Raw genomic sequence first — 21,018 nt, 5'->3', positions numbered from 1 at the left:
CATACATACATCCATAAATGTATCGGAGCAAGGGAGGCCCGGACTTGAGACGCACCAAGCAGGACGCGATGCAGACGCGCGAGGCGATCCTCGACGCGGCGGAAACGCTGTTCTACGAACAGGGCGTCGCAGGAACGACCCTCAGTCACATTGCCGCGAGCGCCGGCCTGACGCGCGGCGCGATCTACTGGCACTTCTCCAACAAGCTCGAACTGTTCCGGGCGATGCAGGAGCGCGCGAAGCTGCCCCAGGAAGAGTTCTTCGACGAGCAGGCCTGTGCCGGCCGGCGGTCGCTGCAGGACCTCTACGAGAACACGCTGGAGGCGCTTCGCCATCTGGAGCGCGACGAACGGACGCGCAAGATCCTGACCATTCTCCTGTTTCGCTGCGAATATGTCGGCGAGATGCAGGACGCGATGCTGCGCCGGGCGGATGCCGAGGCCACCATGCACAAGGCGATCACTGGGATCTTCGCGGCGGTGCAGATTCGCGGCGAGCTGAAGCACGAATGGCAGCCGAAGGAGGCGGCCACCGCCTATGTCTGTGCGGTGAGCGGCGTCATCTCGGAATGGCTGCGCTCGGATCGCGGCTTCGACCTGACCGGGGTCGGCGCGCGGGTGGTGCGCAGCGTGATCGCGGGATTTGCCTGTTCGAGCGCGCGGGTCGCGTGCCTCGAAGAGATGGCCGAGGCGCGGGCCGCGGCGAACCTGAACTGAGGTGAGGGCGGACGCACGCGCCGCATGGCGGCTGCGGCGAATGTTTTCCCCGAACAATGCCGATATTTGGAACGTGCGACGCTGCATTGCGGGGTGCGGGGTTCTATCTTCCGGCACGACTGCGATGTAGGCACGGGGCAAGGATGCTGTCCGGCCTGCCATTCTCCCGACAGCCGGGACCCGATCAATCGTGACGCGGCGCTGATCCGTCGCGCGCACCGGACAAGGCCGTCTCGCGCGGTCGCGGACCATGGAAAGGAACGACGCCTGATGAGTTCTCTCGCCCAACAGCCGGAGCATTCGCCGGAGCCTGCCTTCCCGATTCCCGCCGGCGTCTTTGCCGAGACGGTGACCAAGGTCACGCACTATACCGACAGCCTGTTCGCCTTCCGCATCACCCGGCCGCAGAGCTTCCGCTTCCGCTCGGGCGAGTTCGTGATGATCGGCCTGCCGAACGCGGCCAAGCCGGTCTATCGCGCCTATTCCATCGCCAGCCCGGCGTGGGACGAGGAACTGGAGTTCTTCTCCATCAAGGTGCCGAACGGCCCCTTGACCGAGCATCTGCAGAAGATCCAGGTCGGCGACACGGTGCTGATGCGCAAGAAGCCGACGGGCACGCTCGTCCACGATGCGCTGAAGCCTGGCAAGCGGCTGTTCCTGTTCTCGACCGGAACCGGCATCGCGCCCTTCGCCTCGGTGATCCGCGACCCGGAGACCTACGAGAAGTTCGACCAGGTGATCCTTACCCAGACCTGCCGCGGCAATGCCGAGCTGGCCTATGGCCGCGAACTGGTGGAGACGTCGAAGGCCGACGAGCTGATGAGCGAGTTCATCGGCGACAAGCTGATCTTCCACGCCAGCGCGACCCGCGACGGCGAGACGCGGGGCCACCGGATCACCACGCTGATCGAGAACGGCAAGCTGTTCGAGGACCTCGCCATCGCGCCGCTGGACCCGGAGACCGACCGGGCGATGATCTGCGGCTCCATGGCGATGCTGAAGGACACGGAAGCGCTGCTGGAAGCCCGCGGCTTCGAGGAAGGCGCCAACAACAAGCCCGGCACCTTCGTCGTCGAACGCGCCTTCGTGGACTGAGGAAGGCGGGCCTGCTGCCGGGAGCGGCCGGGCGCAGCCTCCGGCGGCTCCGCGAGCGGGCCCTATTCGCCGATCCCGGCGAGGGGCAGGTCGCGAGGGCGACCTCGCCCCGCCTTCCCCGTCGGGGCGCCGGCAGGCCGTCCGGCATGCTCGCGCGCGTCTGTTGAGGTTGAGTATCAACTCAGAATGCCGCAGCGTAAGACATAGCTATCCTCACCCCGAGGGCCGTCGATAAGCGCTGGTGCAGCTTGACAGCGCCGGCGCCGGGCGGCACGCCGACCGGATGACGCACGCACCCCATGCCGGACTGAAGGTCCTGGAACTCGCCCGCATCCTGGCCGGCCCGTGGATCGGCCAGACGCTTGCCGATCTCGGCGCCGACGTGATCAAGGTCGAGAGCCCGGCGGGCGACGACACCCGCGGCTGGGGGCCGCCCTTCGTCGAGCGGGACGGCGAGCGCACGGCGGCCTATTTCCACGCCTGCAACCGCGGCAAGCGCTCGGTGGTCGCCGATTTCGGCACCGAGGAGGGGCGGGCGCTGGTACGGTCGCTGGCAGCCGAGGCGGACGTGCTGATCGAGAACTTCAAGGTCGGCGGGCTGGAAAAGTTCGGCCTCGACTACGAGAGCCTGAAGGCGATCAATCCGCGCCTCGTCTATTGCTCGGTCACCGGCTTCGGCCAGGACGGCCCCTATGCGGGCCGGGCCGGCTACGACTTCATGATCCAAGGCATGGGCGGCATCATGAGCCTGACCGGCGATCCGGCGGGCGAGCCGCAGAAGATCGGCGTCGCCTTCGCCGACATCTTCACCGGGCTCTACGGCACCATCGCCATCCAGGCGGCGCTGGCCGACCGCGAGCGGACCGGGCGCGGGCAATATGTCGACATGGCGCTCTACGACTGCATGGCGGGTGTCCTGGCCAACCAGGCGCTGAACTTCTTCGCCACCGGCGCCGCGCCGTCGCGGCTCGGCAATGCCCATCCCAACATCGTGCCGTATCAGGTGTTTCCGGTCGCCGACGGCCATCTGATCATCGCCTGCGGCAATGACCGGCAGTTCGCGCGGCTCTGCGCCGTCCTCGACCTGCCGCAGCTGTCCGCCGATCCGCTCTACGCCACCAATGAGGCGCGGGTCGCCAACCGGGAGGCGCTGACGCCGATCCTGGCCGGGGCGATCGCCGCATGGCGCCGCGACGACCTTCTGGCCGCGCTGGAGCCGGTGGGCGTGCCGTCGGGGCCGATCAACGATGTCGCCGACGTCTTCGCCGATCCGCAGATCGTCCATCGCGGCATGCAGATCGCGCCGGGCGGCATGGCGGGCGTGCGCAGCCCGATCACCTATGGCGATGCCGAACTGTCGCTGGAGCGGCCGGCGCCGAAGCTCGGCGAGCACCAGGGCGCGGGTTTCGGCGACGGTGGCTGATCGCGTCCGTCGAAAGGGCCGCGCCGCCTAGACGGCGAGGTGGCTGGAGACGATGTCGGGATCGGCTTCCATCTCGGCGAAGCTGCCGGTGAAGCGGACGGTGCCGGTCTCGATGATCACCGCGCGGTCGGCGATGGCGCGGGCAAAGCCGAGATTTTGCTCCGACAAAAGCACCGACAGGCCTTCGCGCTTGAGGTCGCGGATCGCCGCGGCCATGGCGTCGACGATGACCGGCGCGATGCCTTCGGAGGGTTCGTCGAGCAACAGGGTCCGCGGATTGCCCATCAGGGTGCGGGCGAGGCTGAGCATCTGCTGCTCGCCGCCGGACAGGCGCCCGCCCTTCTGGCCGCGGCGTTCGCCGAGATTGGGGAAGAGGTCGAAGAGCCGCGCCGGCGTCCATGGCGTGTCCGCATCCGCGGCGTCGCGGCGGCCGACCTCGAGGTTCTCCGAGACCGTCAGATCCTTGAAGATGCGGCGATCCTCGGGGACGTAGCCGAGGCCCAGCCGCGCGATGCGATAGGGCGGCAGACCGGTGATGTCGGCACCGCAATAGCGCACCGTGCCGCGGCGGGGGCGCACGAGGCCCATGGCGCTCTTCAGCGTCGTGGACTTGCCGGCGCCGTTGCGCCCGACGAGGGCGACGATCTCGCCTTCGTTCACGGTCAGCGACACGCCATGCAGGATGTGGGCGTCGCCGTAGAAACTGTCGATCGCTTGCAGTTCAAGCATTTGGCGAGACTTGTTCAGTGACTGATTCCGGTGTGCCGCCGCCGAGATAGACGGCGCGAACGGTCGGGTCGGCGCGGATCGCATCGGCGGTGCCCTCGGCAATGACGGCGCCCCGGTTGAGCACCACGATGCGGTCGGCATGGGCGAAGACCACATCCATGTCGTGCTCGGTGAAGAGGACGCTGAGGCCGGTGTCCTCGACGATGCTGCGCACCAGCGCCATCAGGGCGGTGCGCTCGCGCGGCGCCATGCCGGCTGTCGGCTCGTCCATCAGCAGGAGCCGCGGCGATGCGGCCAGCGCGACCGCGAGTTCCAGCCGCTTGACGTCGCCATAGGCAAGCTCGGCGGAGGGGCGGTCGGCGGCCTCGGACATGCCGACAATGGCGAGCAGGCGGTCGGCTTCCGCCCGCTCGGCGGCGACGGCGCGGGAGAAAAAGTCGAAGCGGCGCTTGCGATGGGCGAGCAGGGCGGTCTGCAGGTTTTCGCGCACCGTCATGGAGGTGAAGGTCTGGGTGATCTGGAAGGTGCGGCCGACGCCGCGGCGCGCGATGCGGCGGGCCGGCAGGCCGGCGATCTCTGACCCGAACAGCCGCACCGAGCCGCGATCGGGACGCAGCTGGCCGTTGAGCATGTTGAAGGTGGTGGATTTGCCGGCGCCATTGGCGCCGATCAGGGCGAGCATCTCGCCCGAGGCGACGTGAAAGCCGACGTCGTCGACCGCGACGACACCGCCAAAGGCCTTGCTCAGGCCGTGGATCTCCAGCGCGTTCATGCCGGCGCTCCGGAAGGCGCTGTGGCGCGGCGGCGGACGCGGCCGGCTACCGAGCGCAGGCCACCGGCGATGCCCTGGGGCGCCAGAATGCAGACGGCGAGGATGATGACGCCGAAGATCGACCGCCAATAGGGCAGCCGGCCGACCCAGTCCTCGATGCCGACGAAGATCGCGGCGCCGGCGATCGGACCCGACAGGGCCTGCACGCCGCCGATCAGCACCATCAAAAGGGCGTCGACGGACTGGCCGACCGCCAGGATGGTGGGAAAGACGCTGCCCTTGGCGAAGACGAAGACCGTGCCCGCGAGCGCGGCGAAGAGGCCGGCGATGACGAAGGCGGCGAGCTGGCGGCCGCGCACGTCGAGGCCGATGGCCTCGGCGCGCAGGGGCGAGTCGCGGGTGGCGCGCAGGAGATAGCCGAAGGGCGCATGGGCGATGCGGCGGATCAGCCAGAGGCCGCCGGCGCACAGGCCAAGGGCGATCAGGTAATAGACCGTGCGGGAGGCGGCGAAGCGGTCGGGCCAGACGCCGAGAATGCCGTCGTCGCCGCCGGTGACATCCTGCCATTGCAGGGCGACGGCCCAGAGGATCTGGGCGCCGGCAAGGGTCAGCATGGCGAGATAGACGCCGGACAGGCGGACGCAGAACCAGCCGATGATCAGCGCGCCTAGGCCGCCGGTGGCCACGCCCAGCGCCATGGCGGCGAACATGGGCAGGCCGAGGGCCGTGGCGGCCAGTGCTGCGCCGTAGGCGCCGAGGCCGAAGAAGGCGGCGTGGCCGAAGGAGATCATGCCGCCGAGGCCCATGATGAACTGCAGGCTGGCGGCAAAGAGGGCGGCGACGAAGAAATCGGTGAGCAGGATCAGGGCAAAGCCGGATTCGACCAGCGGCAGCAGCGCGAGACCCGCAACGGCGAGGACGACGAGGATCGTCACCGTGCGGCCAGGCAGCCGCAGGGTGGCGCCGCGTTCGGCCGGGGCCGGCGCGACGAGGGCAGCCTGGCCGAACAGGCCGTAGGGCCGCACCACCAGGATCGCCGCCATCACCAGGAAGGGCAGGACAGTGGCGAGGGTCGGAAACCACAGGAGGGTGAAGGCATTGAGGACGCCGATCAGGACGGCGGCCGCATAGGCGCCGCCGATCGAGCCCAGCCCACCGACGACGACGATGACGAAGGCCTCGACCACGACGTCGAGATCGAGGGCGAGACTGACGGCCTCGCGCGGGGTCTGGAGGGCGCCGGCAAGGCCGGCAAGGAAGGCGCCCAGCATGAAGACGGTGGTGAACAGGCGCGCCTGGTCGACGCCGAGGGCGCCGGTCATCTCGCGGTCCTCGGTCGCGGCGCGGACCAGCGTGCCCCAGCGGGTGCGGTTGAGGACCAGCCAGACGACGGCGAGGACGACCGGGCCGGCGGCGATCAGCAGGAGGTCGTATTGCGGCACCGGCTCGCCGAAGATCCGCAGGGCGCCGCCAAGACCGGGCGCGCGGGGCGCGAGCAGGTCTTCCGGCCCCCAGATCGCCAGCGCGACATCCTGGATGACGAGGAGGACGCCGAAGGTGGCGACGAGCTGGTAGAGCTCGGCCGAGGCGTAGAGCCGACGCAGGATGACGATCTCGATCAGCCCGCCGATCAGCGCCACTGCGACGGCCGCGACGAGCATCCCGCCCCAGAAGCCGAGAAAGCCGGTCGGCAGCCAGGTGACCGCCGAATAGGCGACATAGGCGCCCAGCATGAACAGCGAGCCGTGGGCGAAATTGACGATGCGGGTGACGCCGAAGATCAGCGACAGGCCGGCCGCCACCAGGAACAGCGACGACGCGTCGGCAAGGCCGGCCAGGAGCTGGGCGAATACGAAGCCGAGCGTCGTCAACACCGTCTCCTCGTTGGGGATGGGCGCCGGCGCGCAGCGACCGGAGGGGTCACCGCGCGCTGGCGTCTGTGCGCTGCCTGTGCGGCCAGCCTATTCGGCGGGGCGAAGCTTGCGGGCGTCCTCGGGCGACGGCAGATAGTCGGCGCCGTCGGCATAGCGCCAGTCGACCATGACGCCCTGGCCATCGCGCACCGCGGTGCGGCCGACCCAGGCGCCCATGGTGGACTGGTGGTCGGCCTCGCGGAAGGTGAAGGGGCCGGACGGGGCGTCGGAAACCTCGAGGCCCTCGAAGGCGGCGATCAGCGAGTCGGCGTCGGTGGCGCCGCCGGCCTTCGTCAGGGCGGCGGCGAGGGCCTTCATCCCGTTATAGCCGACGAGCGAGCCAGCATAGGGATGCTCGCCGTATTTCGCCTCGTAGGCCTTGCGGAAGGCGTCATGCTCGGGCGTATCGATGTCGTACCAGGGGTAGCCGGTGACGATCCAGCCTTCGGGGGCCTCGGCGCCCAGCGGCTCGAGATATTCCGGCTCGCCGGACAGGAGCGAGGCGACCTCGCGGCCGTCGAACAGGCCGCGAATGTCGCCCTCTCGGACGAATTTGGCGAGGTCGGCGCCGAAGGTGACGTTGAAGATCGCGTCGGGCTTCATGGCTTCGAGGGCGCGCACGGTGGGGCCGGCATCGAGCTTGCCCTGGGGCGGCCATTGCTCGCCGACGAACTCGACGTCGGGCTTGCGCTTCTTCAGCTCGGCCTTGAAGGCGGTGACCGCATCGGTGCCATAGGCGTAGTTCGGCGCGATGGTCGCCCAGCGGGTGGCGTCGAGCTTGGCGGCCTCTTCGGCCAGCATCGCGGCCTGCATGGCCGTCGAGGGGCGCAGGCGGAAGGTGTAGCGGTTGCCCTGCGACCAGACGATGGCGTCGGCCAGCGGCTCGGTCGCCAGATACGGCACCTGACGCTGCTTGGCGAAGTCGGTGAGGGCGAGGCCGACATTGGAGAAGAAGCCGCCCCACACAACCGCGACGTCGTCGGAGGCGACGAATTCCTCGGCGATGCGGATGGCGTCGGCGGGCTTGCCATTGTCGTCACGGCTGACGACCGCGACCGGCCGGCCATCGATGCCGCCGGCGGCGTTGATCTCTTCCAGCGCCAGTTCCCAGCCCTTGCGATAGGGACCGGTGAAGGCGGGCAGGGTGGTGTAGCTGTTCATCTCGCCGAGGGTGATCGGCTCCTGGGCGAGGCCCGGCGTGGCGAGCCCGGCGAACAGGCCGAGGGCCCCTGCGAGCGTGGCGAACATCCGTCCGGTGATCATGGCAAGTCCCCGTGTCTGCGGCCGTAGCCCCGATCTCAAGGGCCGACCCTGCCCCGGCGTCATGGCCGAAAGCGGCTGCCATCGCAAGGCCACAAGGACGTCATAGCCCCGCCAAGGCCGTATCCCGACAGGGCAAATCGCCGCTTTCGCGTCAGCCCGGCGCAGGCTTTGAGGCTTAATCTCCGGTTAACCGACGTCCGATTAGATCGCCCAGCAACCGAAAATTAACGCAGATGACCAAAGCGCTAACAGACACCCGTCCGATCCGCCTCAAGGGCCGCTCCTTCCTCGCGCTGGTGCTGTCCCCCGAGCTGCCGTTCGACAGCTGGCTGGCTCGCCTCGACGATCTGGCCGCCCGTTCGACCGGCTTCTTCCTCGGCCGTCCCATCGTTCTCGACGTCGAGGGCCTGGACATCGACCAGGCGCAGCTGAAGGAGCTGATCGGCGAACTCGGCGAGCGCAGTGTCCGGATCATGGGCATCGAGGGCGCCCGTGCCTCGCTGCTCGGCTTCGGCATGCCGCCGGCGATGAAGGGCGGACGTCCGGCCGACGATTTCGAGGCGCCGGCCGCGCCGGCTCCCGCGAGCGCGCCGGCCAGCACTGCCGCGAAGGCCGAAGCGCCGGCCCCGCGGCCCGAGCCGCAGCCGGTCCGGGCGATGCCGTCGATCATCATCCACGAGCCGGTGCGCTCGGGCCAGTCGGTGATCTTCCCGGAAGGCGACGTGACCATCCTCGGTTCGGTCGCGTCGGGTTCGGAGATCGTCGCAGGCGGCTCGATCCACGTCTACGGCACCCTCAGGGGCCGGGCGATGGCCGGCTCGGTCGGCAACGCCTCGGCCCGCATCTTCTGCCGCAAGCTCGAGGCCGAGCTTCTGGCGATCGACGGCCTCTACAAGATGGCCGACGACATGAATCCGGCGCATCGCGGGCAGGCCGTGCAGGTCTGGCTCGACGGCGACACGCTCAAGACGGAAATCCTGGTCTAGCCGGCGGCCGACCAGCATACAGGAGAACGAGATGGCAAAAGTAATCGTGGTGACCTCGGGCAAGGGAGGCGTCGGCAAGACGACCTCCACGGCAGCGCTCGGCGCCGCGCTGGCGCAGCGGGGCGAGAAGACCGTCGTGGTCGATTTCGACGTCGGCCTGCGCAATCTCGACCTGGTCATGGGCGCCGAGCGCCGGGTGGTCTACGACCTGATCAACGTGGTGCAGGGCGACGCCAAGCTGCCGCAGGCGCTGATCCGCGATAAGCGGCTGGAGACTTTGTTCCTGCTGCCGGCCTCGCAGACCCGCGACAAGGACAATCTCACGTCGGAAGGCGTCGAGATCGTCATGAACGAGCTGCGCGAGACCTTCGACTGGATCATCTGCGACAGCCCGGCCGGCATCGAGCGCGGCGCGACCCTGGCGATGCGCCATGCGGACGTCGCCGTGGTGGTGACCAACCCGGAAGTCTCCTCGGTGCGCGATTCCGACCGGATCATCGGTCTGCTGGACGCCAAGACCGCCAAGGCCGAGCGCGGCGAGCGGATGGAGAAGCACCTGCTTCTGACCCGCTACGACCCGAACCGGGCCGAGCGCGGCGACATGCTGAAGGTCGAGGACGTGCTGGAGATCCTGTCGATCCCGCTCCTCGGCATCATTCCCGAATCGATGGACGTGCTGCGCGCGTCCAACCTCGGCACGCCGGTCACGCTGGGCGACGCCCGCAGCGCGCCGGCGCTGGCCTACACCGACGCCGCGCGCCGCCTGGCCGGCGAGACCGTTCCCATGGTGATCCCGGGGGAGAAGCGCGGCCTGTTCGGCAAGATCTTCGGACGGAGAGCGGCATGAGCCTTTTCAGTTTCTTCAGCAAGCAGAGCTCGGCGCCGATGGCGCGCGAGCGCCTGCAGGTCCTGCTCGCCCACGAGCGCGCGACGGTCGGCCATTCCGATCTCGTCGGGCTCCTGCGCGAGGAGATTCTCGCGGTGATCGCACGGCACGTCCATGTCGACCGCGAGAAGGTGATCGTGAAGATGGATCGCGGCGAACAGGTCTCGACCCTCGAGGTCGACATCGAGATTCCCGTGACCGCGAGCGTGCGGGCCGCCTGACGGCGCCCGCCCCAACCCGCGGCGGGATCCCCGTCGCGGAACCGGCAAGAAGGAGAACACCATGAGCCGAGTGACCATGCTCGAGCGGCTCAAGGAGCTGCAGAAGACGCCGAAGTTCCAGAACCGCGACATCCGCACGATCAGCGCGATCCTCTCCAACGAGGCGCTGGCCAAGCATGTGGAAGCCTGCGAGCAGTCGGCGGCGCGCTGAGCCGAGCGCCTGACATGCATCGAGGCCCGGCTGCAGGAGACTGCGGCCGGGCCTTTTGCGTTCGGGCCGCGCACGGCACGCAGAGCCCGCCCGTGGGGCGAATTGGCTTGCGTCGCGCCGGCCGATCGCTAGTCTGCGAGCTGATCGGATTCGACGCTTGCGCCGGGTCCGTCGAAGGATGGTTCCCCCGCTGCCACGCGGCAGGGGCGAAGAGGGAATGCGACGGGCCGACCCAAACAGGGGGCCCATATCGCAGCCGACCCCGCGACTGTAGAGCGGCGAGGTCTTCACCACCGGGATGCGTCGGGCCGTCAGGCCAGGCGAGACCGGCGAAAAGCCACTGGAGATGTCTCCGGGAAGGCCAGGCGAAGACCGACGACCCGCGAGCCAGGAGACCTGCCATCCACGTGCGACGTCTACGGGACGGGATGTTCCTTCAGGACCTGTGTTTCGATCCGGCGGCCGTCGTGCCGCGGAGTTTCGGGGAAACGCCGGTTTTTTGGGACTATCCGCGTCCGTTCCAACAGGACACGGGAGTTGTCTTCATGCCTTTCCGCAATCGTTTCGCCGTCACGGCGCTGCTGTCCCTGATTCCGACCGCGGCCTTCGCCCACCACCCCGCGGGTGGCATGGCGCCGCAGGGCATGGGCGGGGGCCTGTTGTCGGGTCTTGCCCATCCGGTCATCGGGCTCGACCATCTGGCCTTCATCATCGGTGTCGGCCTGCTGGCCGCGCTGACCGCGCATCGCTTCGCCGCGCCGCTGCTGTTCATCGGCGCCACCGTCGCCGGCACGCTGCTGCACCTGATGGCCTTCGACCTGCCGGCCGCCGAATTCGTCGTCGCCCTGTCGGTCGCCGGCATCGGCATCCTCGCTTTGTCCGGCCGCTCCTACGGCATGCTCGCGATCGGTTCGCTCTTCGCCGTCGCCGGCCTGTTCCACGGCTATGCCTATGGCGAAGCGGTGGTCGGTTCGGAATCGGGCGCCGTCGCCGCCTATCTGATCGGCTTCGCGGCCATCCAGTATGTCGTCGCGGTCTCCGCCGGCTTCATCGCCGTGCGGCTTCTCGGCAGCGGCCTCGCCGCCCGCGAGAATTTCGGCCTGCGGGTGTCGGGCGGCGTCGTCGCCGGTGCCGGGGCGATGATCCTCGGCGAGCAGCTGCTGGCGATCGCCGGTCTTGCCGGCTGAGGCCGGCGCGACCGACCGCCTCGTCCTCGTTCTCGGCGGCGCGCGCTCTGGCAAGAGCGCCTTCGCCGAGCGCCGCGTCGGCGAGAGCGGCCGCGCCCCCGTCTACATCGCGACGGGGCAGGCCTTCGACGCCGAAATGACCGCCCGGATCGACGCGCACAAAGCGCGTCGGCCGGCGCCGTGGCGCACCGTCGAGGCGCCGCTCGATCTCGTCGCGACCATCGAAAGCGAGGCTGCGTCGGACCGGGCGCTGCTGGTCGACTGCCTGACGCTCTGGGTGTCGAATTTGATGCTCGCCGAACGCGATGTCGACGCGGAGGCCGATCGGCTCGTGGCCTGCCTGAAAGGCCGGCCGCCGGGGCTCATCGTCTTCGTCTCCAACGAGGTCGGCCTGTCGATCGTCCCCGAAAACGCCATGGCGCGGCGCTTCCGCGACCACGCCGGGCGTCTCCACCAACTGATCGCGGCCGCGTGCGACGAGGCGATCTTCGTCGCCGCCGGCCTGCCGCTCACCCTGAAAGGTTGAAGCCGTGCAGAAGATACCAGCCACCGTCGTCACCGGCTTTCTCGGAGCGGGCAAGACGACGCTGATCCGCAACATGCTGCAGAATGCCGGCGGCCGGAAGATCGCCCTGATCATCAACGAGTTCGGCGATCTGGGCGTCGATGGCGACATCCTGACCGGCTGCGGCATCGAGACCTGCACAGAGGACGACGTGGTCGAACTGACGAATGGCTGCATCTGCTGCACCGTCGCCGACGACTTCATCCCGACCATGACCAAGCTGCTCGCCCGCGACCGGCTGCCCGATCACATCGTCATCGAGACCTCGGGGCTGGCACTACCGCAGCCGCTGGTCGCCGCGTTCAACTGGCCCGAGGTGAAGACGCGGGTGACGGTGGACGGCGTGGTGACGGTCATCGACACCGCGGCGGTCGCCGCCGGACGCTTTGCCGACGACGAGGCCAAGGTCGCCGCGGCCCGGGCCGCCGACGAGAGCCTCGACCACGACAATCCGCTGGAAGAGCTGTTCGAGGACCAGATCCGGGCGGCCGACCTGATCGTCCTGAACAAGGCCGACCTCGTCGACGCGGCGACGCTGGAGCGGGTGCGCGGCGAGATCGGCGGCCAGTGCGCCGAGGCCGTGAAGATCGTCACGGCGGAAGGTGGCGTGCTGCCGACCGACGTGCTCCTGGGCCTGTCCGCCGGGACGGAGGATCTGATCGGAGATCGCAAGTCGCATCACGAGCTCCACCATGAAGGCCAGGGGCACGATCACGACCATGACGAGTTCGAGAGCTTCGTCGTGGAGGCCGGGCAGGTCGCCGATCCGAAGGCCTTCGCGGACGGGCTGTCCGCGGTCATTGCCGGCCACGACATCCTGCGGCTGAAGGGCTTTGCCGATGTGCCGGGCAAGCCGATGCGGCTGGTGGTGCAGGCCGTCGGCCAGCGCATCGAGACCTATTTCGACCGGCCCTGGAAGCCGGGTGAGACCCGCGCCACCCGGCTGGTCGTCATCGGCCTGCATGACGGGCTGGACGCGGCGACCTGCGGGACGATCCAGGCGACCATCCGCGCCCTGACCGACGGAGCGGCGCAGGCGGCGGCGGAGTAGGGCACAGCGTCGTGCATCTTCTTCTTGCCCAGAAAGGCACGATCGACGATGGCGGCGAGGCGGTCGATCTCGGCCAGACGGCGGCCGACATCGTCGTTTTGTCGGCCGCCGACACGGAGATCGCCGGCCTGGCCGGGGCCGCCGGGCGGCTGGGCGCGGCTGCCCCGTCGCTGCGGCTGGCGAATTTCCTGCGGCTGAAGCATCCGATGTCGGTCGACGCCTATGTCGCCCGGACGCTTCGCCACGCAAAGCTGGTGGTGGTGCGCATACTCGGCGGTGCGGCCTACTGGCCCTACGGGCTGGACGCGCTGCTGGCCAATGCCCAGGCGACGGGCGGCCATCTGGTCGTGGTGCCCGGCGACGACAAGCCGGATCCGGGCCTCGACCGCTACAACACGCTTGGAGAGGGGCAGCGCGACCGGCTGTGGCGCAATCTCGTCGAGGGCGGGCCGGCGAATGCGGAGAATTTCCTGCAGGCGCTGGGCGCGATCCTGTCGGACGGGGACTGGCCGCCGGAGGCGCAGCCGCTGCTGAAGGCGGGCAGGCTGGAACTGGCAGGCGTCGCGGCCGACGCGTCGCGGCCGGCTGCCGCTCCGGCACTGCACCCGGATGCTCCCGGCGAAACAGTGGCGACGCCGGCGGCGCGGCCGCTGGCGGCGATCGTCTTCTACCGGGCGCTGATGCAGAGCGGCCAGACCGAGCCCGTCGAGGCGCTGGCGAGGGCGATGGCGCGGCAGGGGCTCGACGTCCTGCCGGTCTATGTCTCCAGCCTCAAGGACCCGGTGTCGATCGAGACCTTGCGGGCGCTGTTTGCCGAGCGGGCGCCGGATGTCGTCGTCAATCTGACCGGCTTCGCGGTCTCGTCGCCCGGCGGCGAGCGGGTGCCGACGGTGCTGGAGGAAGGCGGGGCCGTCGTCCTGCAGGCGGTGCTGGCGAGCGGCCCGCGCGAGGCTTGGGAGACGTCGTCGCAGGGGCTCTCGGCGCGCGATCTGGCGATGAATGTCGCCCTGCCGGAAGTGGACGGGCGGGTGCTTGGCCGGGCCATCGCCTTCAAGTCGGCGGGCGACTGGGATGCGCTCACCCAGACGGACATCGTGGCGCATCGTTCGCTGCCGGACCGGGTGGATTTCGTCGCCGAACTGGCGGCGCGCTGGTGCCGGCTGCGGACAAAGCCCGCGAAAGCGCGGCGGGTGGCGATCCTCCTGGCGAACTACCCCAACCGGGACGGGCGGCTCGGCAACGGCGTCGGCCTGGACACGCCGGCCGGGACCATCACCGTCCTCAACGCCATGGCGGCGGCGGGTTACGACGTCGCCGACGTGCCGACGACGGGCAACGGGCTGATCGACCATCTGATGGCCGGTCCGACCAATGCCGGGACGGCGGCGCGGGAGATCCGCGAGACGCTGGCGTTCGAGGCCTATCGGGCGTTCTTCGACGGTCTGCCGGAGGCGGTGCAGGCGGCGGTGACGGGGCGTTGGGGCGCGCCGGAGGCCGATCCGTTCTTCCTGGCCGATCGGGACGCGTTTGCCCTGCCGCTGGCACGGTTCGGCGAGACGCTGGTCGGAATCCAGCCGGCGCGCGGTTACAATATCGACCCGAAGGAGACCTACCACTCGCCGGACCTCGTGCCGCCGCACAATTACCTGGCGCTCTACGCCTTCCTGCGGACGCAATACGATGCCGACGCGGTGATCCACATGGGCAAGCACGGCAATCTGGAATGGCTGCCGGGCAAGGCGCTTGCGTTGTCCAAGGCCTGTTTCCCCGAGGCGGTGTTCGGGGCGCTGCCGCATCTCTACCCCTTCATCGTCAACGATCCGGGCGAGGGCACTCAGGCCAAGCGCCGCACGAGCGCGGTGATCATCGATCATCTGACGCCGCCGCTGACGCGGGCCGAAAGCTACGGGCCGCTGCGCGATCTGGAGGCGCTGGTCGACGAATATTACGAGGCGGCAGGCAGCGACCCGCGGCGGCTGGAACTGCTGAAGGGCCAGATCCTCGACCTCGTCCGCGACATCGGTCTCGACCAGGATGCCGGCATCGCGGCGGGTGAAGCCGAGGATACGGCGCTGGAAAAGCTCGACGCCTATCTGTGCGACCTGAAGGAGATGCAGATCCGCGACGGGCTGCATGTCTTCGGCGTTGCGCCGGAAGGCCGGCTGCTGACTGATCTGACCGTGGCGCTGGCCCGGCTGCCGCGCGGCAGTGCGCCGGGCGACGGCTCGCTGCACCGGGCGATCGCGGCCGATCTGCTGGCGAGCGATGGCGTGGAGACGGGCGGCTTCGATCCGCTGGATTGCGACATGGCGGCCCCATGGACCGCGGCGCGGCCCGACGTGCTCCAGAACCTGTCGGCCGACGCATGGCGTACGGCCGGCGATACGGTGGAGCGGATCGAATGGCTGGCGGCGCGGCTCGTGACCGGCGAGACGGCGGCGGAGCCGGGCTGGACGGCGACGCGGGCGGTGCTGACCGAGGTCGAGACGCGGCTGGCGCCGGCGGTGACGGGATCGGGCCCGGCCGAGATCGCCGGCCTTCTGGCCGGGCTTGCCGGCCGCTTTGTCGCACCGGGACCGTCGGGCGCACCGACGCGGGGGCGCCCGGACGTGCTGCCGACCGGGCGCAACTTCTTTTCCGTCGACACCCGCGCCGTGCCGACCGAGGCGGCCTACGATCTCGGCCGACGCTCGGCGGAGCTCCTGGTGACGCGGCATCTGCAGGACGAGGGCGACTGGCCGCGCTCGATCGGGCTGACGGCCTGGGGCACCTCCAACATGCGCACCGGCGGCGACGACATCGCCCAGGCGCTGGCGCTGATCGGCGCCCGGCCGGTCTGGGACCGGGCCTCGCGGCGGGTCACCGGCTACGCCATCGTGACGCTGGCCGAGCTCGGCCGGCCGCGGGTCGACGTGACCTTGCGCATCTCGGGCTTCTTCCGCGACGCCTTTCCCGACCAGATCGCGCTGTTCGACCGGGCGATCCGGGCGGTCGGCGCGCTGGAGGAAGAGGCGGCTGACAATCCGATCGCGGCGCGGATGCGGGCCGAGCGGCAGGCGCTCATGGCCGACGGTGTCGATGAGGCCGAGGCTTCGCGGCGGTCGGGCTTTCGCATCTTCGGCTCCAAGCCCGGCGCCTACGGCGCGGGACTGCAGGCGCTGATCGACGAGAAGGGCTGGGACGACCGGGCGGATCTGGCCGAGAGCTATATCGTCTGGGGCTCCTATGCCTACGGGGCGGATGCCGCGGGCGAGGCGGACCGGGCCGGCTTCGAACAGCGGCTGTCGGGGATCGAGGCGGTGGTCCAGAACCAGGACAACCGCGAGCACGACCTTCTGGATTCTGACGATTACTACCAGTTCGAGGGCGGCATGACGGCGGCGGTCGAGCAGGTCTCGGGCGACCGGCCGGTGGTCTATCACAATGATCATTCGCGGCCCGAGCGGCCGGTGGTGCGCACGCTGGACGAGGAGATCGGCCGGGTGGTGCGCGCCAGGGTGGTCAATCCGAAATGGATCGCCGGCGTCATGCGCCATGGCTACAAGGGCGCCTTCGAGATCGCCGCGACGGTGGACTATCTCTTCGCCTTCTCGGCGACCACGGGTGCGGTGCGCGACCATCATTTCGAGGCCGTCTACCGGGCCTTCGTGGTGGACGAGCCGGTGCGGGACTTCATGCTCGACAACAATGCGAACGCCTATCGCGAGATGTGCGACAAGCTTGCCGAGGCGATCGACCGGGGCCTATGGATACCGCGCTCGAATTCCGCACGGGCGGAGCTGGGTGCCGGATGACGGACCGCAGGAGGCGCGCGCATGGACATCCGCCAAGTGGAGATGGCCGACGACGAGACGCGCAGCCGCATCGTGGCGCCGCTGGCGGAACTGGCGACGCGCACCGACTTTGCCATGTCGCCGCGCTTCCTGACGCTGGCTTTGAGCGACGCGGCGGGTATCGACGGCGGGCTGATCGCCCAGATCTACTGGAACTGGCTGCATATCGAGGTGCTGGCGGTGCCCGAGCGCCATCGCGGCGCGGGGCTGGGCCGGCGGCTGGTCGAACGTGCCGAGGCGATCGCGCGCGAGGAGACGCTGCGCGGCGTCTGGGTCGACACCTATTCGTTCCAGTCGCCCGGCTTCTACGAGGCCATGGGCTATCGCCCATTCGGCCGGCTGCCGGACTATCCGGAGGGCGAGGAACGCATCTTCTACGCCAAGATCTTCGGCGACCAGACACAGACCGCAGGGGAGGCCTGACATGAACGACAAACCCAAGATCACCGACGGCATGTCGGACGCCGAGCTCGACGCCCGGCACGCCGAGAAGATGAAGAAGAAGAAGGCGGCGCGTGACAAGATCATCGCCACCAAGACGATCGAGAAGGGTCTCGTCATCGTCCATACGGGCAAGGGCAAGGGCAAGTCGACGGCCGGCTTCGGCCTGGTCTTCCGGGCTCTGGGCAACGGCATGAAGGTCGCCGTCGTGCAGTTCGTGAAGGGCAAGTGGGAGACCGGCGAGCGCAAGGTGCTGGAGAAGTTCCCCGACCAGGTGACGATGACCGCCATGGGCGACGGCTTCACCTGGGAGACCCAGGACCGGCAGCGCGACATCGCCGCGGCGAAGGCCGCCTGGGAGCGGGCCAAGGCGCTGATCATGGACGACGAGCACAAGCTGGTGCTGCTCGACGAGCTGAACATCGTCCTGCGCTACGACTATCTCGATCTTGCCGAGGTGATCGAATTCCTGAAGGGCAAGCCGGAGATGAAGCATGTCGTCATCACCGGTCGGAACGCCAAGGACGAGCTGATCGACTTCGCCGATCTCGTCACCGAGATGGAAATGATCAAGCACCCGTTCCGCTCGGGCGTGAAGGCGCAGTTGGGGATCGAGTTCTAGGGTCATTCGCCGGGCTGTGGATGGCGCTCACGAGCGCCGCGTTTCGCCTCCATTTCGACACGAGGCGCGACATGATCGCCCCCTTCCAACGGTTGCAGAGGCAACCGGCTATTGCGTGGGGGATGAAGATGAAAAGCTTTTGCCGGATGGTGTCGCGCCGATCGGTCCTGTCGGCTGTCGTGGTCGTGGCCGCGCTGTGGGCAGGGCCTCAGGCGCAGGCCGAGGACGCCACGGCGCGCCTGGCGGAGACGGTGCGGGGGCTGGAGGAGCGGCTGGACGCCCGCATCGGCGTCTTCATCCGCGACAGCGGCAGCGACTGGCAGTGGGGGCACCGCGAAGACGAGCGGTTCCTGATGGCCAGCACCTTCAAGTCGGTTCTGTGCGGGGCGGTGCTGGAGCAGGCCGAACAGGGCGCACTGGCGCTCGACGAGCCGGTGGAGATCCGGGCCGCGGACATTCTCAGCTATGCCCCGGTGACCGAGACGCGCCAGGGCGGCACGATGACGATCGGCGAACTCTGCCTGGCGACGACGGACATGAGCGACAACACAGCCGCCAACCTGCTTCTCGCCAGGCTCGGCGGTCCGCAGGCCGTGACCGCCTTCCTGCGCGGCATCGGCGACGGCGTGACCCGGCTCGACCGGACCGAGCCCGATCTCAACATCTTCGCCCCCGGCGATCCGCGCGACACGACCAGCCCGAAAGCCATGGCGACGAGCTGGGAGAGCATGCTGGTCGGTGACGGATTGCGCCCGGATTCACGCCAGCAACTGCGCGAATGGATGCGCCTTGGCGGCGTGACCGGCAAGCTGATCCGCGCGAGTACGCCCAGGGACTGGGAGGTCGTCGACAAGTCAGGCGGCGGACGGACCCATACGCGCAATCTCGTGGCGATGATCACCCCGCCGGGGCGCGCGCCGGTGTTCGTGGCGATCTATCTGTCCGACTCGCCGGCGGATTTCAGCACGCGCAATGCCGCGGTCGCCGAGATCGGCGCAGCCATCGTCCCGGTAATCGCGGCGCGTTAAGAGGGCTGCGGCCGGCAGTCGATCCGGGCTCGTCGCCTGACGTCGCTGCGCCGACGCCTCCGGGAGGTGCCGGCGCCCGTGGCGGCAGGCGGGTGGGGCCGGCGCAGCGATGGCTGGGCCGGCCTACCTGCTGCGGTCGCGCTCGGCATCGAGCTCGGCGGCGCGGCCACGGGTGGCGGCGAAGGTCGAGCTGGAGACCGCGACGCGGACGGCCGGCCGGGTGCCGTTGGTGGCGACCCTCACCAGAACCGCCGGGACGGCGGCCACGGCGAGTTCGGGCTGGTCGTTGGCGCGCAGGGTGGCCCGCGCCTCGTCGTCGAGATCGAAGCCGAGCCTTTCCATCGTGGCTTCGGGCTCGGCCTCCAGGGCCTTGCGGACTTCCGGGTCGGTGAAGATCTGTTGCAGGGCCTTCACATAGGTGTCTTCGCCCTTCTGCAGGTCGGTCATGTCACTGCTCCCTTGTCGTGGACGCCGTGGAAATGTCGCAGGGGAATGCCGATCCGTTCGCCCGGCGGGGCCGGTTTCGGGGGCTCGACCGGGATCTCGCGGCGTGCCGCCTGCGATCCGGGGCCGGCGACTTGGCGCAGGCTCGCCAGCCCATTCTGCTGGAAGGTCTCGAGGATCCGCGGAAAATACTTCGCGACCGGCTCGGGAAAGGCATATTCGATCATGTTGCGGCCCTTGTAGACGGCCTGCGAGACGGTGCGCACCGCGGCGACCTTGTCCGAGATCGCATAGATGTCGGCGGTGGGGATCTTCACGCCCGACTGGAACAGATAGTAGTTCGAGAAGAAGCCGAACTCGTCATACATCGCCTCGGTGACGAGGCCGTTGCGCGCCGCCTCGTCCCACAGGCGCGAGCCGGGGATCTGGCAGTACCATTGCAGGAGGACGCGCACCCCGTAGGTGGCATGGAGATGGGTGGCGAAGGCGATGGTGCGCTCGACCTCGGCGCGGCCCTCCCAGGGCAGGCCGAGGACGAAGGAGAAGTCGGCCCGGTCGGCGATGCCGAACTTGCGCAGGATGCGGGCGGCCTCTTCCAGCTTGGCGCAGGTGGTGCCCTTGCCGATCAGCGCCAGGCCCTCGTCATAGCCGCATTCGGCGCCGACCAGGAACTGCACCGTATGGGGCGCCATCGCCTCGACATAGGCCTCGTCGCAGATGTCGTTGGCGCGGGAATCGTAGACCAGGCCGGCGTCGAGCCCGCGCTGGCTGATGATCTGGGCGATGCGGGTGGCGCGCTTGACGTTCATCGAGAACTCGTCGTCGATGATGTGGATATGGCCGGCGCTTGTGCGCGGCACATGCGGCAGGATCATCTCCAGCCGGTCGACGAATTCCTCGGGCTGGATGCCGCGCCAGGTGCGCCGGTAGGAGGTCGAGCAGAACGAGCAGTCGAAGACGCAGCCGCGCGAGGATTCGATCGACAGGGCCTGATAGACCCGGTCGGGCAGGTCGCCGTAATCGGGCACCGGAAAATCGGTGAGTTCGTCCTTGCGGATCAGCTTCTCGATGCTGTTGCGCACGACGACGCCGTCGTCGGTCTTCCAGGAGAGGTTCGGTACCTCGTGGAAATCGCGGGAGCCCTCCAGCGCGTTGGCCAGAGCGACGATGGCGGCTTCGCCTTCACCGCGCACGACGAACTGGACCGGGAAGGCCGACAGCACATACTGGTCGAACATGGTCGGGTGGATGCCGCCGACGACGACCGGGACGTCGGGCCGCCGACGGCGGATCTGCTTCAGCACCTCGATGGCGGTGGGCCAGGACATGGAGGTGGCGCCGATGCCGACGAGATCGGCGCGGTCGATCTCGGCCGAAAAGCCCTGGAGCGAACTGGTGCCCAGCGCGATCAGATCGGCGAAATCGACGTGATGGCCGGCCTGAAGCAGGGCGGCGCGCAGGAGATACATGCCATAGGGCGGACATTCGCGATGGGCATCCATCGCGATGGATTCCAGCGTGTCCTCGAACCGATCCATGATCGGGGGCGCACAGAGAACAACCCGCATGACGGTCTCCCGTATTCGGCATCGACGGAACGGTCCCTGCGGGGCCGCTCGCCAGACGCGAGCC

General features: G+C 69.0%; 20 protein-coding genes and 1 riboswitch. Of the genes, 14 read left to right on the top strand and 6 right to left on the bottom strand.

Annotation, left to right across the window (positions count from 1 at the left end; translation table 11 throughout):
* Positions 1-44: 44 nt before the first annotated feature.
* The 3 genes from H536_RS0101475 (at position 45) to H536_RS0101465 (ending at position 3,234) form a co-directional block, all read left to right on the top strand.
* Complete coding sequence (locus H536_RS0101475) at positions 45-716, top strand: TetR family transcriptional regulator (protein ID WP_024348780.1); 672 nt, start codon at positions 45-47, stop codon at positions 714-716.
* Positions 717-986: 270 nt separating this feature from the next.
* Positions 987-1,811 (top strand): ferredoxin--NADP reductase, encoded by an 825-nt coding sequence (locus tag H536_RS0101470; RefSeq protein WP_024348779.1) that lies wholly within the window; start codon positions 987-989, stop codon positions 1,809-1,811.
* 283 nt (positions 1,812-2,094) lie between these two features.
* A complete protein-coding gene (locus tag H536_RS0101465; protein ID WP_024348778.1) occupies positions 2,095-3,234 on the top strand; it encodes a CaiB/BaiF CoA transferase family protein in 1,140 nt (379 codons plus the stop codon).
* 27 nt (positions 3,235-3,261) lie between these two features.
* Here H536_RS0101465 and H536_RS0101460 read toward each other — a convergent pair whose 3' ends face one another.
* The 4 genes from H536_RS0101460 to H536_RS0101445 form a co-directional block, all read right to left on the bottom strand.
* Complete coding sequence (locus H536_RS0101460; protein ID WP_024348777.1) at positions 3,262-3,963, bottom strand: ABC transporter ATP-binding protein; 702 nt, start codon at positions 3,961-3,963, stop codon at positions 3,262-3,264.
* Positions 3,956-4,735, bottom strand: coding sequence for an ABC transporter ATP-binding protein (locus tag H536_RS0101455; protein WP_024348776.1), 780 nt, complete (start codon positions 4,733-4,735; stop codon positions 3,956-3,958). Before H536_RS0101455 ends, H536_RS0101460 begins: the two co-directional genes overlap by 8 nt.
* Complete coding sequence (locus H536_RS0101450; RefSeq protein WP_029702538.1) at positions 4,732-6,609, bottom strand: ABC transporter permease; 1,878 nt, start codon at positions 6,607-6,609, stop codon at positions 4,732-4,734. Before H536_RS0101450 ends, H536_RS0101455 begins: the two co-directional genes overlap by 4 nt.
* Before the next feature lie 87 nt (positions 6,610-6,696).
* Positions 6,697-7,911, bottom strand: coding sequence for an ABC transporter substrate-binding protein (locus H536_RS0101445; protein ID WP_024348774.1), 1,215 nt, complete (start codon positions 7,909-7,911; stop codon positions 6,697-6,699).
* A gap of 233 nt (positions 7,912-8,144) precedes the next feature.
* Between H536_RS0101445 and minC the strand changes: the two genes are divergently transcribed.
* The 11 genes from minC (at position 8,145) to bla (ending at position 18,942) form a co-directional block, all read left to right on the top strand.
* On the top strand, positions 8,145-8,897 hold the full coding sequence (gene minC / locus H536_RS0101440; RefSeq protein WP_024348773.1) for a septum site-determining protein MinC: 753 nt from the start codon (positions 8,145-8,147) through the stop codon (positions 8,895-8,897).
* 31 nt (positions 8,898-8,928) lie between these two features.
* Positions 8,929-9,744: a septum site-determining protein MinD gene (gene minD / locus H536_RS0101435; RefSeq protein WP_009208858.1), complete on the top strand. Its 816-nt coding sequence runs from the start codon at positions 8,929-8,931 to the stop codon at positions 9,742-9,744.
* Entirely contained in the window at positions 9,741-10,004 is a 264-nt protein-coding gene (gene minE / locus H536_RS0101430; protein ID WP_024348772.1) for a cell division topological specificity factor MinE, read from the top strand. Before minD ends, minE begins: the two co-directional genes overlap by 4 nt.
* 61 nt (positions 10,005-10,065) lie before the next feature.
* Positions 10,066-10,215 (top strand): hypothetical protein, encoded by a 150-nt coding sequence (locus tag H536_RS24875; RefSeq protein ID WP_169513611.1) that lies wholly within the window; start codon positions 10,066-10,068, stop codon positions 10,213-10,215.
* Between the two features lie 162 nt (positions 10,216-10,377).
* Positions 10,378-10,633: riboswitch (cobalamin riboswitch) on the top strand.
* 127 nt (positions 10,634-10,760) lie between these two features.
* Positions 10,761-11,402: a HupE/UreJ family protein gene (locus tag H536_RS0101420; RefSeq protein WP_024348771.1), complete on the top strand. Its 642-nt coding sequence runs from the start codon at positions 10,761-10,763 to the stop codon at positions 11,400-11,402.
* The gene (gene cobU, locus H536_RS0101415; RefSeq protein ID WP_024348770.1) at positions 11,392-11,928 is read left to right on the top strand and encodes a bifunctional adenosylcobinamide kinase/adenosylcobinamide-phosphate guanylyltransferase; all 537 of its coding nucleotides are present in this window, start codon (positions 11,392-11,394) and stop codon (positions 11,926-11,928) included. Before H536_RS0101420 ends, cobU begins: the two co-directional genes overlap by 11 nt.
* Positions 11,929-11,932: 4 nt before the next feature.
* On the top strand, positions 11,933-13,018 hold the full coding sequence (cobW, locus tag H536_RS0101410) for a cobalamin biosynthesis protein CobW (RefSeq protein WP_024348769.1): 1,086 nt from the start codon (positions 11,933-11,935) through the stop codon (positions 13,016-13,018).
* An 11-nt stretch (positions 13,019-13,029) separates the two neighbouring features.
* Complete coding sequence (cobN, locus tag H536_RS0101405) at positions 13,030-16,812, top strand: cobaltochelatase subunit CobN (protein WP_024348768.1); 3,783 nt, start codon at positions 13,030-13,032, stop codon at positions 16,810-16,812.
* Positions 16,813-16,833: 21 nt separating this feature from the next.
* On the top strand, positions 16,834-17,274 hold the full coding sequence (locus H536_RS0101400) for a GNAT family N-acetyltransferase (RefSeq protein WP_024348767.1): 441 nt from the start codon (positions 16,834-16,836) through the stop codon (positions 17,272-17,274).
* 1 nt (position 17,275) lies between these two features.
* On the top strand, positions 17,276-17,914 hold the full coding sequence (gene cobO / locus H536_RS0101395) for a cob(I)yrinic acid a,c-diamide adenosyltransferase (protein ID WP_009208866.1): 639 nt from the start codon (positions 17,276-17,278) through the stop codon (positions 17,912-17,914).
* A gap of 128 nt (positions 17,915-18,042) precedes the next feature.
* The gene (bla, locus tag H536_RS0101390; protein ID WP_029702535.1) at positions 18,043-18,942 is read left to right on the top strand and encodes a class A beta-lactamase; all 900 of its coding nucleotides are present in this window, start codon (positions 18,043-18,045) and stop codon (positions 18,940-18,942) included.
* Between the two features lie 123 nt (positions 18,943-19,065).
* Here the strand turns inward: bla and H536_RS0101385 are convergent, their stop codons facing one another.
* The gene (locus H536_RS0101385) at positions 19,066-19,389 is read right to left on the bottom strand and encodes a hypothetical protein (RefSeq protein WP_024348765.1); all 324 of its coding nucleotides are present in this window, start codon (positions 19,387-19,389) and stop codon (positions 19,066-19,068) included.
* Positions 19,386-20,954 carry a B12-binding domain-containing radical SAM protein gene (locus tag H536_RS0101380; protein ID WP_024348764.1) on the bottom strand — a complete coding sequence of 523 codons (1,569 nt, stop codon included), beginning with the start codon at positions 20,952-20,954 and terminating at the stop codon, positions 19,386-19,388. Before H536_RS0101380 ends, H536_RS0101385 begins: the two co-directional genes overlap by 4 nt.
* Positions 20,955-21,018: the final 64 nt, after the last annotated feature.

It is taken from the genome of Aurantimonas coralicida DSM 14790 (assembly GCF_000421645.1).
GTDB classification, from domain to species: Bacteria; Pseudomonadota; Alphaproteobacteria; order Rhizobiales; family Rhizobiaceae; genus Aurantimonas; species Aurantimonas coralicida.
This window is presented reverse-complemented; position numbering and strand designations above follow the sequence as displayed.